11 protein-coding genes and 1 rRNA gene (1 of these 12 running past the window's edge) are annotated in these 16,667 nt (G+C 43.3%); all 12 read right to left on the bottom strand.

Annotated features, from left to right (window positions below; translation table 11 throughout):
- Positions 1-1,474 (bottom strand): 16S ribosomal RNA (locus HED61_RS01925); it reaches 77 nt to the left of the window's first position.
- 672 nt (positions 1,475-2,146) lie between these two features.
- Entirely contained in the window at positions 2,147-3,640 is a 1,494-nt protein-coding gene (lysS, locus tag HED61_RS01930; RefSeq protein ID WP_081131809.1) for a lysine--tRNA ligase, read from the bottom strand.
- Between the two features lie 95 nt (positions 3,641-3,735).
- Positions 3,736-4,746 (bottom strand): tRNA dihydrouridine synthase DusB, encoded by a 1,011-nt coding sequence (gene dusB, locus HED61_RS01935; protein WP_156248237.1) that lies wholly within the window; start codon positions 4,744-4,746, stop codon positions 3,736-3,738.
- Between the two features lie 3 nt (positions 4,747-4,749).
- The gene (gene hslO, locus HED61_RS01940) at positions 4,750-5,631 is read right to left on the bottom strand and encodes an Hsp33 family molecular chaperone HslO (protein WP_219645364.1); all 882 of its coding nucleotides are present in this window, start codon (positions 5,629-5,631) and stop codon (positions 4,750-4,752) included.
- A 257-nt stretch (positions 5,632-5,888) separates the two neighbouring features.
- Positions 5,889-7,982 (bottom strand): ATP-dependent zinc metalloprotease FtsH, encoded by a 2,094-nt coding sequence (ftsH, locus tag HED61_RS01945; protein ID WP_219645365.1) that lies wholly within the window; start codon positions 7,980-7,982, stop codon positions 5,889-5,891.
- Positions 7,983-8,055: 73 nt separating this feature from the next.
- A complete protein-coding gene (gene hpt / locus HED61_RS01950; RefSeq protein ID WP_003129132.1) occupies positions 8,056-8,601 on the bottom strand; it encodes a hypoxanthine phosphoribosyltransferase in 546 nt (181 codons plus the stop codon).
- Between the two features lie 19 nt (positions 8,602-8,620).
- A complete protein-coding gene (gene tilS, locus HED61_RS01955) occupies positions 8,621-10,006 on the bottom strand; it encodes a tRNA lysidine(34) synthetase TilS (protein WP_219645366.1) in 1,386 nt (461 codons plus the stop codon).
- 217 nt (positions 10,007-10,223) lie between these two features.
- On the bottom strand, positions 10,224-10,667 hold the full coding sequence (locus HED61_RS01960; RefSeq protein WP_005472931.1) for a S1 domain-containing RNA-binding protein: 444 nt from the start codon (positions 10,665-10,667) through the stop codon (positions 10,224-10,226).
- 72 nt (positions 10,668-10,739) lie between these two features.
- Positions 10,740-11,183: an FtsB family cell division protein gene (locus tag HED61_RS01965; RefSeq protein ID WP_219645367.1), complete on the bottom strand. Its 444-nt coding sequence runs from the start codon at positions 11,181-11,183 to the stop codon at positions 10,740-10,742.
- Positions 11,184-11,267: 84 nt separating this feature from the next.
- On the bottom strand, positions 11,268-11,534 hold the full coding sequence (locus tag HED61_RS01970; protein WP_005472932.1) for an RNA-binding S4 domain-containing protein: 267 nt from the start codon (positions 11,532-11,534) through the stop codon (positions 11,268-11,270).
- On the bottom strand, positions 11,521-13,125 hold the full coding sequence (locus HED61_RS01975) for a putative polysaccharide biosynthesis protein (protein ID WP_081131812.1): 1,605 nt from the start codon (positions 13,123-13,125) through the stop codon (positions 11,521-11,523). The genes HED61_RS01970 and HED61_RS01975 overlap by 14 nt, the downstream gene beginning before the upstream one ends.
- 19 nt (positions 13,126-13,144) lie before the next feature.
- Positions 13,145-16,666: a transcription-repair coupling factor gene (gene mfd, locus HED61_RS01980; protein ID WP_219645368.1), complete on the bottom strand. Its 3,522-nt coding sequence runs from the start codon at positions 16,664-16,666 to the stop codon at positions 13,145-13,147.
- Position 16,667 lies beyond the last annotated feature (1 nt).

The raw sequence follows: 16,667 nt of genomic DNA on the forward strand, positions 1-16,667 counted from the left end.
GCGGCTGGCTCCAAAAAGGTTACCTCACCGACTTCGGGTGTTACAAACTCGTGGTGTGACGGGCGGTGTGTACAAGGCCCGAACGTATTCACCGCGGCGTGCTGATCCGCGATTACTAGCGATTCCGGCTTCATGTAGGCGAGTTGCAGCCTACAATCCGAACTGAGAGAAGCTTTAAGAGATTAGCTTAGCCTCGCGACTTCGCAACTCGTTGTACTTCCCATTGTAGCACGTGTGTAGCCCAGGTCAAGGGGCATGATGATTTGACGTCATCCCCACCTTCCTCCGGTTTGTCACCGGCAGTCTCGCTAGAGTGCCCAACTAAATGATGGCAACTAACAATAAGGGTTGCGCTCGTTGCGGGACTTAACCCAACATCTCACGACACGAGCTGACGACAACCATGCACCACCTGTCACTTTGCCCCCGAAGGGGAAGCTCTATCTCTAGAGTGGTCAAAGGATGTCAAGACCTGGTAAGGTTCTTCGCGTTGCTTCGAATTAAACCACATGCTCCACCGCTTGTGCGGGCCCCCGTCAATTCCTTTGAGTTTCAACCTTGCGGTCGTACTCCCCAGGCGGAGTGCTTAATGCGTTTGCTGCAGCACTGAAGGGCGGAAACCCTCCAACACTTAGCACTCATCGTTTACGGCGTGGACTACCAGGGTATCTAATCCTGTTCGCTCCCCACGCTTTCGAGCCTCAGCGTCAGTTACAGACCAGAGAGCCGCCTTCGCCACTGGTGTTCCTCCATATATCTACGCATTTCACCGCTACACATGGAATTCCACTCTCCTCTTCTGCACTCAAGTCTCCCAGTTTCCAATGACCCTCCCCGGTTGAGCCGGGGGCTTTCACATCAGACTTAAGAAACCGCCTGCGCTCGCTTTACGCCCAATAAATCCGGACAACGCTTGCCACCTACGTATTACCGCGGCTGCTGGCACGTAGTTAGCCGTGGCTTTCTGGTTAGATACCGTCAAGGGATGAACGTTCTACTCTCATCCTTGTTCTTCTCTAACAACAGAGTTTTACGATCCGAAAACCTTCTTCACTCACGCGGCGTTGCTCGGTCAGACTTTCGTCCATTGCCGAAGATTCCCTACTGCTGCCTCCCGTAGGAGTCTGGGCCGTGTCTCAGTCCCAGTGTGGCCGATCACCCTCTCAGGTCGGCTATGCATCGTGGCCTTGGTGAGCCGTTACCTCACCAACTAGCTAATGCACCGCGGGTCCATCCATCAGTGACGCAAAAGCGCCTTTCAACTTTCTTCCATGCGGAAAATAGTGTTATACGGTATTAGCACCTGTTTCCAAGTGTTATCCCTTCTGATGGGCAGGTTACCCACGTGTTACTCACCCGTTCGCCACTTTTTCTTTCGGTGGAGCAAGCTCCGGTGAAAGAAAAAGCGTTCGACTTGCATGTATTAGGCACGCCGCCAGCGTTCGTCCTGAGCCAGGATCAAACTCTCATAATGATTTGTTTGAACGATCCATAGGATCGTTAAGCTCAAATAAAATTAACTTTGCTAGCTATTGCTTGCATGTATTTTGCTTCATAAATGAAGCGCCCTACACATTGGTTCGTTTGCTTGCTTTGTTCAGTTTTCAAAGGTCTACTGCGCTGCGTTAGCAACTTTTAAATCATATCAGATCAACAAGTGAATGTCAACTCTTTTTTAAAAGTTTTTTCGAAAGTGTTTATTCAACAACTTCCTGTGCGTCATCAGCGACTCCATTAGAATAACAAATGAATTGTTATTTGTCAACAACTTTTTTCAATCTTTTTTGTTGCTGCATCAGCATCAAATTGATTTCTTAAATTTGCGACTTCGTTATAATATCATCTGTTGGTTCTGGCGTCAACAACTTTTTTCATTTTCTTTTAGAAATGATTTTTGTCATTTGGCACATGTAATAATATACCAACTAAATGCTGTCAGGTCAATAACTTTCTCTCTTATTTTCGTAATTTCTCAAAGGCGTTCATTCTTACAATCCAATGAAATCATCGTTCGTTTTTAATTCGTTTTCGCTCCATTTAGCAGTGAGTTTCTCCCTTGTTTTTTTCTTGTTAGCCATTTTGGAGGGAACTACTGGTAAAAAAGAAACACACAAGTAAACACTCGTGTGTCTCTCTTTATGAATTATCAACGCATTGTTGGGAATAACAGCACATCGCGAATCGATTGTGCATCTGTCAACAGCATGACTAGACGATCGATCCCGATCCCTAAACCACCGGTTGGCGGCATGCCGTATTCTAGCGCTTCAAGGAAGTCTTCATCGACTCCATGAGCTTCATCGTTTCCTTCTTGTCGTTCTTTTTCTTGTGCTTCAAACCGTTGTCTTTGATCAATTGGATCATTTAATTCGGTAAAAGCATTAGCAAACTCCCGGCCTACGATAAATAGTTCAAAACGATCTGTAAATCGAGGGTCCTCTGGATTCTTCTTCGCTAGAGGTGAGACTTCTACCGGATGTCCATAAACAAAGGTCGGTTGCTGTAAGGTTTCTTCAACAAACGTTTCAAAGAATTCATTGATAACATGTCCTACTGTCATCGTTGGAGTGACTTCCACTTGGTGTTCTTTTGCTAAAGCATGTGCTTCTTCGATTGTCATCTCTTTCCAAAAATCGACACCCGTTTGTTGTTTGATAGCATCGACCATATGCACACGGGCAAAATCACTCGCCAAGTCGACTTCTTGTCCATCATAAGTAATCACAGCAGAATCTAAAACTTTCTCTGCTGCATTGCGGATAATTCCCTCAGTTAGATCCATAACATCTTTGAAATCTGTATAGGCTGTATAAGCTTCTAACATAGTAAATTCTGGATTATGGGTAGTATCAATCCCCTCATTACGGAAGACCCGGCCAATTTCGTAGACTTTCTCCATACCACCTACGATCAATCGTTTCAAGTGCAACTCAAGCGCGATTCGCAAGTATAGATCAATATCTAACGCATTGTGATGAGTGATAAATGGACGAGCTGCTGCCCCACCCGCTTGATTATGCAAAACAGGCGTTTCCACTTCAATGTAGCCATGACCATCCAAATAGCGACGAATCTCACTGATGATCTGGCTGCGTTTCATGAATCGGTCAAAGCTATCTTTATTACTGATCAAATCCAGATAACGTTGACGGTAACGTTGCTCGATGTTGGTCAGACCATGGTATTTATCCGGAAGTGGGCGTAACGCTTTAGACAAAATAACGATTTCTTTTGCTTTGATCGTTACTTCCCCCGTATCAGTTTTCATGATCTCCCCTGAGACACCAAAGAAATCACCTAAGTCAGCATGCTTAAATCCTTCATACGGTTCGTCACCTACTTGATCTTTGCGGACATAAATTTGAATCTGACCATCACGATCTTGCAAATGTGCAAAGCCAGCTTTCCCTTTACCACGTTTCGTCACCATTCGTCCAGCAACACTTGCAGAAAGATTCATCTCTGTTAACTCTTCTTTTGTTCGTTGATCAAATAACTCATGCAACTCGGCAGAATTATGCGTACGTTCAAAGCGCTTGCCAAAGGGATCAATGCCTTCTTCCCGTAATTTTTCCATCTTTTCACGGCGAACCAACATTTGATCATTTAATTCTTCTTGTTTTTGTCGTTCCTCTGTCACGAGTTTTCCTCCATTCTTAACTTGGGTTTCCTTCTTATAATGCCAATGATGCCACAAAAAATCAAGCCGAAGTTCAAGATCGACTTGATTTTACTTTACTCAGGAGTATTTCCGACAGGTTGTTTTTCTGTCTTTTCTACAAATGCATCTAACAGATCAATAATCGCTTGCTTATTCTCTGTCTGGTTGATTGCCGCTTTGACTTTAGCTGCCCGTGAAATGCCTTTTAAATAGTAGGCAGCATGCTGCCGAAACTCTCGAGAAGCAACAAATTCACCTTTTAAATCAGCAAGTCTTTCCAAGTGAAGTTTGGCTGTAGCGATCTTCTCCCGTGGAGTAGGTTCGGCGATCAGCTCTCCCGTTTCAAGATAATGTTTTGTACGATGGATCATCCACGGATTCCCCAATGCTGCTCGTCCGATCATGACAGCATCTGCGCCGACTTCTTCCAGCATTCGTTTGGCATCTTCTGGTGTCCGAACATCTCCGTTCCCCATAAAAGGGATCGAAATTGCTTGCTTCACCTCTCTTAATACCGACCAATTAGCCGCTCCTTCATACATTTGGACCCTCGTGCGGCCATGCATCCCAATCGCCGCTGCACCTGCCGCTTCAGCAGCTTGCGCATTTTGGACAGCGAAAATATGTTCATCATCCCAACCGATCCGCATTTTGACTGTGACCGGTTTATCAATTGCCGTAGCTACTGCATGCACCATTTCGTAGACTTTGTCTGGATCCAATAGCCACTTTGCACCAGCCTCCGCTTTAATGATTTTATTTACCGGACACCCCATATTGATGTCAATGATATCTGCTGCTGTATTTTCTGAGACAAATTGAGCCGCTTCGACCAAAGACTCTTTATTCCCACCAAAAATTTGCAAGCTTAAAGGATGTTCTGTTTCATCTATATAAAGCATTTCTAATGTTTTTTTGTTTCGTAGTTGGATTCCCCGATCACTGATCATTTCACAGACGACTAAGCCTGCGCCAAATTCTTTGACCGTTACGCGAAACGCCGCATTGGTTATTCCTGCCATAGGCGCAACGACAACTCGATTAGGGATTTCGACATTACCGATTTTCCAGCTGTGTCTCGCCATCTTCTATGCCTCAGCTTCTTTCTTTAATCCAGCAAGTTCTTGTTCATCGAAATGGTATTTATTACCGCAGAATGAACAAACAGCTTCTGCACCATGATCTTCATCCATCATTTCTTGTATTTCATCCGCGCCTAATGTAATGATCGCTGTCGCAAATTTTTCTTTGCTACAATCACATCGAAATTGAACAGGCATTTTTTCTAACACTTCGACTTTGGTGTCATTCAACAATACCGTCAAGATTTCTTCAGGCGATTTCCCTTCATCCAGCAATGATGACACTCGTGGTAATTCTTGCAGGCGGTTCTCGATTGAATCAATAACCGTTTCATCTGCTCCCGGCATGATCTGTAGCAAGAAACCACCAGCTGTTCGAATAGAATCATCGGTATCAACTAACACACTCAATCCAACGGCCGAAGGGATCTGTTCAGAAACCGCTAAGTAATAAGTGAAGTCTTCTCCCAATTCTCCAGAGACAATAGGTGTTTGTCCAGAAAACGGTTCTTTCAACCCTAAATCTTTGATTACAGTAAGGATTCCTTGATCTCCTACTGCTCCTCGCACATCCAACTTTCCTTGTCCGTTTAGCGGCAAGCTGATATGCGGATTTTTTATGTACCCTTTGACATCTCCACGACCATTGCTATCAATAATGATTGCTCCAGCGGGTCCGTTCCCTTGGATTTTGACCGTTAATTTGTCATCACCCTTTAACGTGCTGCCCAAAAGCAGGCTTCCAACCATAGCGCGGCCTAGCGCTGCTGATGCTGTATTCCAAGTATCATGACGTTGTTGTGCTTCACTTACAGTTTTTGTTGCAGACACTGCATAGGCACGAACAAAACCATCATAAGCTAATGCTTTTACTAAGTAATCTTCCATTGTTTATGCTCCTTTATTTCGTTCATTAGTGAATCATACTAGGAACTTGTTTTTTTTTCAACTGAATGTCACCATTTTAGAGAAAAGCCAATGTTTTCTGTCGGTTTATTTCTCGATTTGTTAACAAGAAAGGACTGCGGCACAAGCCGTAAAACAAGCAACTGGTCCGAACCTCATTCGAATCTGTTCTCTTGTTTTGACTTATGACACAGTCCCTAGACTTTACGATAGCTAATCACCTATTGATAATTGAACGACTACTCTTGACCGTCCTCTGTTTTATCTTGAGATGAAGCTTCGTGGTTTTCATTATTGTGACGAAGTTCGTCTACTTGCTGATCAAAATCTTTTTTCTCAGCAGCTTGCTTTTCAGCATCCTTCTCTTCTAAAGCGCGTTTTGCTTCTTCAAAAGTTTGAGCTTTTTCGCTTGGATATTCTGAATTCTCAGTTCCAGCAGGCATTTTGCCTTCTTCAAACAATGACTTGATTGCTTTTGCATCCAATGTTTCATATTCAAGCAGTTTTTCGGCAATCAATTTATGTTGCGCACGATGTTCTTCGATGATCTCATGTGCTTTTTGATGTGCCTCCATCAAGATACGGCGTACTTCCTGATCGATCTCGAAAGCAACTTGTTCTGAGTAAGCTTTGGTTTGACCATAATCACGACCGACGAAGACCTGATGATTGCCTTCATACTGAACTGGACCTAGTTTGTCGCTCATACCATATTCTGTGACCATACTTCTAGCTAAAGCTGTTGCTTGTTCAAAGTCATTGGATGCTCCGGTTGATTGAATGCCGAAAATGATTTCTTCTGCTGTCCGTCCACCAAGCAATCCGACGATTTGTTCAAACATATCTTCTTTCGTCATTAAGAATTGATCTTCTTTAGGTAATGCGATCATGTAACCGCCAGCACGGCCCCGAGGGATGATCGTTACTTTGTGAACGACCCGCGCACGGCTTAAGACTAAACCGACGATCGTATGACCCGCTTCATGGTAAGCAACCATTTCGCGTTCTTTTTTATTGATGACACGATCTTTTTTCGCAGGTCCTGCGATTACCCGATCTTCTGCTTCATCAATATCAGAGGCATCGATTTTCTTTTTATTGCGACGGGCAGCGACTAGCGCAGCTTCATTTAAGACATTCTCTAAATCAGCACCGGCAAAACCAGGTGTTTGTTGTGCTACGACTTTCAAATCCACATCATCCGACAACGGTTTGTTCCGTGCGTGAACTCGTAAAATAGCTTCACGGCCTTTAACATCCGGACGGCCAACAAGAATTTGTCGGTCAAAACGACCTGGACGTAACAAGGCTGGGTCTAACACGTCGGAACGGTTGGTTGCTGCAATAACAATAACTCCTTCATTGCCATCAAATCCATCCATTTCAACTAATAACTGATTCAACGTTTGCTCACGTTCATCATGTCCACCACCCATGCCGGCACCACGTTGGCGCCCAACCGCATCGATTTCATCGATAAAGATGATGGCCGGTGCGTTTTTCTTGGCTGTTTCAAATAGATCCCGGACACGGCTCGCTCCGACCCCGACAAACATTTCCACAAAGTCTGAGCCTGAGATAGAGTAAAACGGAACGCCAGCTTCTCCGGCAACCGCTTTTGCTAGCAATGTTTTCCCTGTCCCTGGAGGTCCTTCTAGCAGCACACCAGCTGGGATTCTCGCACCTAATTCGACAAAGCGTCGTGGATCTTTCAAAAATTCGACCACTTCGACTAATTCTTGTTTCTCTTCTTCAGCACCCGCTACATCAGAGAAACGAACGCGATTGGCTTTTTTGTCGGCCTCTTTCGCTTTGGATTTTCCAAAGTTCATGACACGGCCGCCACCGCCGCCACCGCCGCCTTGCTGGCTCATCATCATATAGAAGAAGAAAATGATGATTACGATTGGCAAGAAACTAATCAGCAACGATAACCAAACACCACTGTTCGATTCTTCTTCGATCGTTGTTTTAACCCCTTGATCCTTTGCTAATGTCGTAACCTCGCTCAATGTCGAGTCATTCGGCAAAATGATCGTTGTAAAACGTGTCGTACTTGCTTGCGTGCTTCCTAGTACGGAAAGCCCATTGTCATTGCTGACGGTTTGTTCGGCATTGTATTCACCGACGATCCGGTAAACACCGTTAGCAGGCTGAACAGTAAACTGTTTGACCTTTCCGTCTTTCAGCTGCTCCGTAAATGTTGAGTACTCGATTGTTGGCGTTTGCTGATTGCCATTTCCAAAAATGAAATAGACGACCATGACCATTGCTAACAAGACAAGTACATAATATAAGGTATTTTTGATCATACCGTTATTTTTCTTATTCATGCGTACCTCCTTGGCTATTTTGTTTTATCAATCCTGACCATTTAATTGTATCACAACTGATTTAGATCAGTCACTAATTTGATTGATAAACGCTTGGTTTTAAGACACCCACATAAGGGAGGTTACGGTATTGCTCCGCGTAATCCAATCCATAGCCGACCACAAATTCGTTCGGTACATCAAAGCCAATATAGTCGGCATCGATTTTCACCACACGTCCTTCTGGTTTGTCTAGCAATGTCACGATTTTAACCGACTTTGCTTTGCGATATTTAAATAGGTCTACTAGATAGGCTAATGTGCGACCGCTATCAATAATATCTTCTACGATCAGCATATCTCGGCCTTCGACATTTGTATCCAAATCTTTCAAAATCTTCACTTCGCCAGAAGAAATTGTCGCGTTCCCATAACTAGAAACATCCATAAAGTCCAATTCCAAATGACAATCCATTTCTCGGACGATGTCTGCCATAAAAGGAACAGCTCCTTTTAATACGCCAACAACCAGTGGATTCTTATCTTTGTAGATTTCCGTCAGTTCTTTACCTAGTTCAGAACAACGATTTTGGATCTCTTCACGAGTAATCAAAATTTTCTCAATATCTTTGTCTAACATAAAGTTCTCCTTCCAACTCTTACTTCCGATATTTATAAAGAAGTATGTAGTGTATTTTATCAGTTTCTTGCTCAATACTCAAATAGGAAAATAGATAAGGCAAAAGTGCCAATACATTCTCTTGAGCGTCTGTCAGGACCCAACTAGCAGCACGCTTTTCATTCGAAATCTTCTCATCGATAAAGAAACGCCTGATTTTTTTCGTAAGACCTGGTTTCAGCTGTAACCGATCCCCTGGTTTTCGCTTCCGCAAAAAAACTGTCGCAGGATATTGTATCGGTAAAATTTGTGAAATCTCTGACCAATCCATGACTTTTTCTGGAACTTGGGCGTCACTTGGAATGTAGCCGATCCATTCATGGTCCGACAAAAAGAAACTTTCACCTTTTTTTAGAACAAAATGCGTCTCATCTACCTGCGTTTGGAGGTGAGAGCCTTTTTTAACAGCAGTGACTTTCAACTGATCATAAACTCGAACAATCTGCCAGTCTTGATTCAAATCGATTATCCACTGACTGGGATTATGTTCTAGCAGATACAGCAACTGCTCTCGTTGTTTAGTATTGTACGAGATTCCTTTATCATGGGAAACTTTCTGTAGCAAACCTTCAAAAAAGTAATAGCGTTCTGCTGCGGTAAACGCAGCCAATTCATCCAAGTTTAAAAAATAGCCTTCAGCTTCCTCATGAAGTATCGCGGCGAGCCAATCTGCTTGCTGCTTTTTGATCAATTGGTCAGCATAGATCATCTCTTGAGAAAGCTGCTGAAAATGATCAAGAGCTCTCGGGTTCTCTGCTTTCAGCAGAGGGACCGCTTGATGACGCAGGCGATTTCTTTGAAACAGCGTTTGCTGATTCGTTTCATCTTCGAAATAAGCGATCCCTCTCCTTCTTGCATAGTCTCTAATCTCCTCTTTGGCGATCGTTAGGAAGGGACGGATCAAATAACCGTTACCAAAAGGTTGCTTGCGCATGATTCCCGAAGCGTTTTGCAAGCGTCCCTCTCGCACCATCTTCATCAGCATCGTTTCCATCTGGTCATCTGCATGATGAGCGGTTAATAACCAATCATAACTCTGAAGAGTCATCGTTTCTGCAAAAAAACGATAGCGGAACTCTCTAGCGGCCGCTTCGATGCCATTTTGGGGCGGATCTTGCCAAACTCGTTCATAATATGGAATCCCGCGCGTTTGACAATAGTCCTTCAGGAACGCTGCTTCGTCGTCTGAAGCTTCCCGCAGATTATGATTGACATGAGCCACGCCAAATGTTCCTTGCTGAAACAACTCTTCGATCACATGGAGTAAAACCATTGAATCCACGCCTGTCGAAACAGCAAGCAAACAAGTAGCATCCTCTACCCATCCATCGGCTTTGATTGCATGATAGACTTTTTGCTTAAGCATTCTATCCCTCCGTGTCTCTTGCTTCTATACTTAACTTCAAACTAAAAATGACTGTCTATTGCTAAGAAAGAGAAATATCCGAACTATGTCGATTCCAAAACGCCGTGCTCCACGGCGAAAGCCTACTACATGGTAGGAGTAATCGGATATAGTTCGGATATTTTTTGAAATACTTATCGTTACGTCACAAATTCTTTTGACAACTTGCTCCTCCTGTTTAGTTACGTCGACCGCCACGGCCGCCGCGTTTACCTTCCGTATTACGTCGTAATGAAGATAAACGATCATCACTATCTTTTAGAAAAGAACTCATCAATGAATCGAAGTCTTGTTTATTTACGTTCGTCGGTTGATTGCGTGAAAAAGATTTCTTCGGACTTGACCGATTGAATTCTTTTTTAGGAAAATCACGTTTTTCTTCCGGCTTTGCTTCTGCTTTACGGATCGATAGCCCGATTTTTCCATCATTGCCGATTGCCGTCACAACAACGGTTACTTCATCGCCAATAGACAACACGTCATGAATGTCTTTCACAAACCCATTTGATACTTCGCTGATATGTACCAAACCAGTTTTCCCCTCACCAAGATCAATGAACGCACCAAAATTTGTAATACCAGACACTTTGCCCTTTAGTTTCGCTCCAACTTCGATTGACATATAAAAAATGTTCCTCCTAATTTTTACCCATTTAATCATTTCAACTACTGCGATGAGTAGGTATGACCTTGTTTATTCCGAATCACTTGTCTTTGTATCACTAGCATTTGCCTCATCACCGCTTGTTTCTGTTTTTGAATCAGAAGCATCCGGCAAGACAGGGTAGATCTTTTCATTTTTCTTTGAATAAAAGAATCTACTGCGAGCTAATTTTGCAACGTATTCGTCATCTTGCAACAGTGCCACATCTCGCTTAAGTTGTGTCACTTTTTTGTCCGCTGTTTCTTGTTTTGCTACTGTTTCTGCTTTATACTCTTGTAATTTTTGCAGACGCATTTGATCATTGAACATTTGAATACCTACGATTGCAAAAATCACTAGCGCTGCAACAAAAACAGCTACAAGTCGACGTCGACGAAAGACCACTTGTCGTCGTTCTTTTTCGAACTTGGCAAATTGCTCTTTGGCATACTCGGTCTGCAATAGTTCTATTTGTTTGTTTGGCTCTTTATCCACGCTGACCTCGCTCCTGTCACTGTGATTGTTTTTTCCATTATACCAACATCCACAAAAGTTGTCTAACTGAAAATGGGACAAAAATCAAGCATTTTCTGAGATACGTTCTTCTTTGAGGATCTCGTACATTTTAGCTGCATCTTCTTTTTTAGTTGATTCGTGCAATTCTTGTACTTTTATTTCTAATACTTTATTTCCAAACTGAATACGCACCGTATCGCCAACTTTGATATCACTGCTGGATTTTGCCAATTTGCCATTGATTTGGATACGCCCTTTATCTGCTACTTCTTTTGCAACAGATCTACGTTTGATAATCCGGGATATTTTTAAAAATTTATCTAATCTCATTTTTTCCACCTCTTAATTTCAACAATTTTTTTCCAAACGGAACGAGCAGCCATTCTCGAATCGTTAATAATTTAACTTTGAGAGCCATTATAATGAAAACTGTCCCGCCAAAAAAGACCCCTCCAAGGCAAAAAATCAGCGCTTGCAGTCTTTTCGTCACTGGACCTCCACTCAACAGAGTGATCACACCATAATATAAAAACAGTGCGCAAGCCATGATCCCTAAACAAAGCAGGAGTTTTTTGCCATACCCTTGCTCTGTCCAAAAGCTGTTCAATGCTTTTTTCTCAGAAAACACAAAATAGATTAAAGTACCGATCAAACCTAAAAGGGTACTCAAACTCGCACCAGTTGTTCCTAAAAGATAGGTCAAGGGCCACGTCAGCAAACCTTTAAGCAAAAGGCCGCATCCTGCTGCATAAATCCCTACACGGAATTGGTTCCGGCTTTGTTGGATGCTTTGATACGCTTGGATTGCAGCCATCAAAGCGACCGCAAAAACAAATAAGACCAACGCACTGTTGCCGGCACCATCTTTAAAAAGAGCGAAGTTGATATAAGGAAGCAGGATAGCCAAGCCAACTGCAGAAGCACTGGCAATCCCTAAAGTCAACCGCAAGTACATCTTAGCTGATTTTTCAAACAAGTGCTGATTTTTGACTGTCAGATATTTCGTCAATGTTGGCAAGAAAGTCGAACTTAGAGCCATCGCTACCACGAGACCTAACTGAACCAATGGCTGTCCTCGGTCATAGATTCCTTTTGCAATGCGGGCACTTTGTTCCGTCAAACCGCTGGCTTCAAGTGAGTTCGTCATCAGAAAAGAATCTGCCAACTGAAACAAAATCAAAAAACCGCTGTAAATGGTCAACAGTCCCCCTTCAATCAAAAAACGGCGACGCAAGGAAGGAGCATGTGCGGTAGGCATAGTTTTTGTGGGGATCGCTAACGACCGACCGGTGATTTTCCGACTATAATAGCTTAAAATCCCCCACGCTGCAAGTCCGCCAATCAATGCGCCGGACATTGCCAAAGTCCCTGTCTGATAAACATCCCATGAGAAGAGATGAAAAAAACTGGCCGCTACTAAAATCACTCCGACTCGAAGGAGCTGTTCTACTACTTGGGAAACTGCCGTCGGTACCATCTGTAAATTTCCTTGGAAACTCCCACGATAAAAAGTCAGGGGTGGTACAAAGAGGAATGTAAATGATACCACGCGGATCAAAGATGCCAGTCCTGCGTCTCCCATGACCCGAGCGATAACATCGGCAAAGAAAAACGTCGTTGCCCATAGTCCAATCGCTGTCCAAAAAACATACGGATAGATGACTTGGATCTGGGCACGCTGCTTCTGAGGATCAGGTTGTTCGGCGATCACGCGCGAAATAAATTGCGGCAACCCAGATAAAGCCAATGTCATAGCTAATCCATAGATTGGATAGACTTGCTGATAGACGTAAAACCCTTCGTCACCAACTAAGTTTTGGAAAGGGACGCGGTAAACCGCACTTAACACCTTGGCAATGAAAGAAGCAATCGTTAAAATAAATGCTCCTTCCATCGTCCGTTTTAATTGTGACTTTGGCATCTTCTCCGCCCCTTTATAACTAATTTTCTTGTAACACGTATTTTTGTTCCCGTAGCGCTTTGACAAAATCTTGAATCTCTAACAGCCAAGTGCTTTCTTTCATCACAGCAGGAATCTGAAGTTTGATTGTCATCTGCTCGTGATCGACACCCATCGTCGCTTTAAGCTTGGTCGCTTTCAACGCTTCAAACAGCTGTTCGACAGAATAGTTTTTGGTGCCAACTTTACTTAACGTTAGGATCACTGTTTGCTGCTGTTTACGGATCGTATCTAACAATGCCCGATCCCCATTCATTTTGATTTCTCCGACAGTTAATAGGTGAGCCACTTCGACCGGATATTCTCCAAAGCGATCAAGCAGATCATCCTGCAGCTCATCCACCGCTTCTTGAGAATCCAATTCACGGATGCGTTTATAAATTTCAATTTTTTGCCGTTCATCTTCTATATAAGAAGTTGGCAGATACGCATCGATGCCAAGATCGATCTCAACCGTTGTTTTCTCCGCTTGTGTATTTTTCCCTTGTTTACGCGCCACGGATTCTGACAGCATTTGAGAGTACATATCAAACCCAACAGCATCAATAAATCCGTGCTGTTGCGCCCCCAAGAGATTTCCTGCACCTCGAATCGAAAGATCACGCATCGCGATTTTAAATCCGGAACCTAATTCTGTAAAGTCTTTGATTGCCTGGAGCCGCTTTTCACTGACTTCGTTCAAATTTTTTTGCTGTTCGTACATAAAATAAGCATACGCAACACGATTGCTTCGACCGACACGACCTCGCAATTGATAAAGAGTAGACAAGCCCATGTAATCCGCATTTTCTACAAATAATGTATTGGCGTTCGGAATGTCGACCCCAGTTTCGATGATCGTGGTTGTCACCAACACATCGTATTGTCCTTCGATAAAATCAAACAATGTGTTTTCTAGCTGGATTTCTGTCATCTGCCCATGGGCATACCCAATACGCGCATCTGGAACTAACGCTTGGAGCTCTTCGACTTTACGTTCAATCGTATCTACTCGATTATAGAGATAAAAAACTTGTCCTCCCCGTGCCATCTCCCGCAAAATAGCTTCTCGAACTGCACCTGGATTCATTTCCATCACATAAGTTTGAATAGGATAGCGATTTTCCGGTGGCGTTTCAATCACAGAAAGATCCCGCACCCCCAACATGGACATATGCAGTGTCCGGGGAATCGGGGTAGCCGTCAATGTAAGAACATCGACTTGCGAGCGTAATTGTTTCAAGCGCTCTTTGTGTTTGACGCCAAAACGCTGTTCCTCATCGATCACCAATAATCCCAGATCTGCAAACTCTACATCTTTAGACAGCAGGCGATGCGTGCCAACTAAAATATCAATTTGGCCCTTTTTCACTTGCTCGATCGTTTCCGTTTGCTGTTTCTTCGTGCGAAAACGGCTTAACAAACCGACATTGACTGGAAACCCTTCAAAGCGATCCAGCATTGTTTCATAATGCTGTTGTGCTAAAATCGTTGTCGGCACCAGAAAGGCTACTTGCTTACTCTCTTTGATGGCCTTGAAAGCCGCCCGCAATGCCACTTCTGTCTTCCCAAAGCCAACGTCTCCGACTAATAAGCGATCCATTGGTTTTTCTTTTTCCATATCACGTTTGATCTCCGCAGTGCTGCGTAATTGATCATCTGTCTCAGAGTAAGGAAAGGCATCTTCAAATTCTTTTTGATAGCCATCATCAGGCTGAAACGCGTAACCTTTCTCCGATTCGCGTTTTGCGTATAAAAGAATGAGATCATCTGCAATGTCCTCGATTTTTGCTGAAACTTTTCGTTTCGTTTTCGCCCACTCACTGCCGCCTAATTTATTGATCTTTGGCGTTTTAGATTCAGAGGCAACATATTTTTGAATCAGATTCAACTGGGTAACTGGAATAAACAGCTTATCATCATTTTGGTAGAGGATGGTCATATAGTCTTGGTGTACACCATCTACTTCCAGCGTTTCCATACCAATGTATTTACCAATCCCGTGATTCGCATGGACGACATAGTCGCCGGCTTTTAATTCATTGTAACTCTTCAATCGCTCCGCATTGGTCACATTTTGACGCCGCGTACGTTTCTTGTTGATTTTTTGGAAGATTTCCTTTTCTGTGACAATGACCAACTTATCTTGGGGCATTTCAAACCCGCTTTGCAGTGTTTCTACAACGATTTGCGTTCGACCTGTAAAGAGTCGATCTGCTGTGGTTTGTACTGCGTAAATGGAGTGATCACGAAAATCTTGTTCCAATTTTTTTGCTCGTTCTGAATCACTTACTAAAAAGACAACCGTTTGTTGTTGTTTCTCCCAGCGATCTACTTCAACTTTCAGCAAACCCATTTGGCTGAAAAATTGTTGCATTGGTCGATATTGAAAATTGTGGATCGCTTGAAAACGAAGATTTCCCATCCCCTTTTGAAAAAGCGAGAAGAAACTTGTAGAAAATTGTTCTTTTTGAATCAACTGCTGGACATCTTGCCCGAAAGATTGCTCAGAAAAAACGCGAAGTTCTGCAATTTTTTGTGTATGCCACTCAGCTTCTTCTCGTTCAATCTCGCGGTTTGTCTCCATAATACGAGCATAATCATCGATCATCAGCAGTGCATCTTTTGAAAAATAATCCAAAATGCTCGTCGGTTGCTGATACAAAAGATCCGCATAATAACGAGCATTCTCGTCAGGTATGCCACTTTGCCAAGCCGATGCTAATTGACCAAAATAATCTTCTAAAAAGTTTTTATCTGTGGTCTCTTTCACTACAGCGAGCCGTTTCTTCAGCAACTCTTGCAGAACTTTTTGTCCATGAGCTAAATCAGCTGGCGAAAACACTAATTCTGTTGTGGGAACAATCGTTACTTCTGACAACGTTTCTACTGAACGCTGTGTTTCCACGTCAAAAGAGCGCATCGAGTCGATCTCCACATCGAAAAGCTCGATCCGCACCGGATATTCAGCTTTCAAAGGATAAATATCCAAAATGCTTCCACGAATACTAAATTCACCAGGTTTGCCAATCATTGATTGCCGCTCATACCCCATCAATACCAATTGCTGCGGCAACTGATCTAAATTGATCTCATCCCCCACATGCCAAGAAAATTGGTAGTTCAGCCAAGTATCTTTAGCAGGCAGATATTTCCGCAATGCAGCGATCGGCATGACGTAAATTCCTTTTTTTCCGGTAGCGACAGCATTCAATGCTGTCACTCGCTCCGCTCGAGCTTCTGGTGAAGCAAACGCCATTTCGGCCGACAACACTTCATCCACCGGAAAGACATACACGTCGTCAATAATATTCCGCAAATCTTCGGCAACTTGATTGGTATAATAAAGATTTGGTGTAACAACAATAACTTGCCGATCAAATTTCTGATAAGCTCCGGCAAAAGCTAATGTTTTTGCGGAACCTGCTAAGCCAGTCAATAGCTGTCGAGATGCGTGATCCGTTAATTGTTGGTGCCAGGCAGCGACTTGCGGCACCTTATTTATTAGTTCAATCAGATCCATA

The sequence above is a fragment of the Enterococcus gallinarum genome, assembly GCF_021496385.1.
Lineage (GTDB): Bacteria > Bacillota > Bacilli > Lactobacillales > Enterococcaceae > Enterococcus_D > Enterococcus_D gallinarum.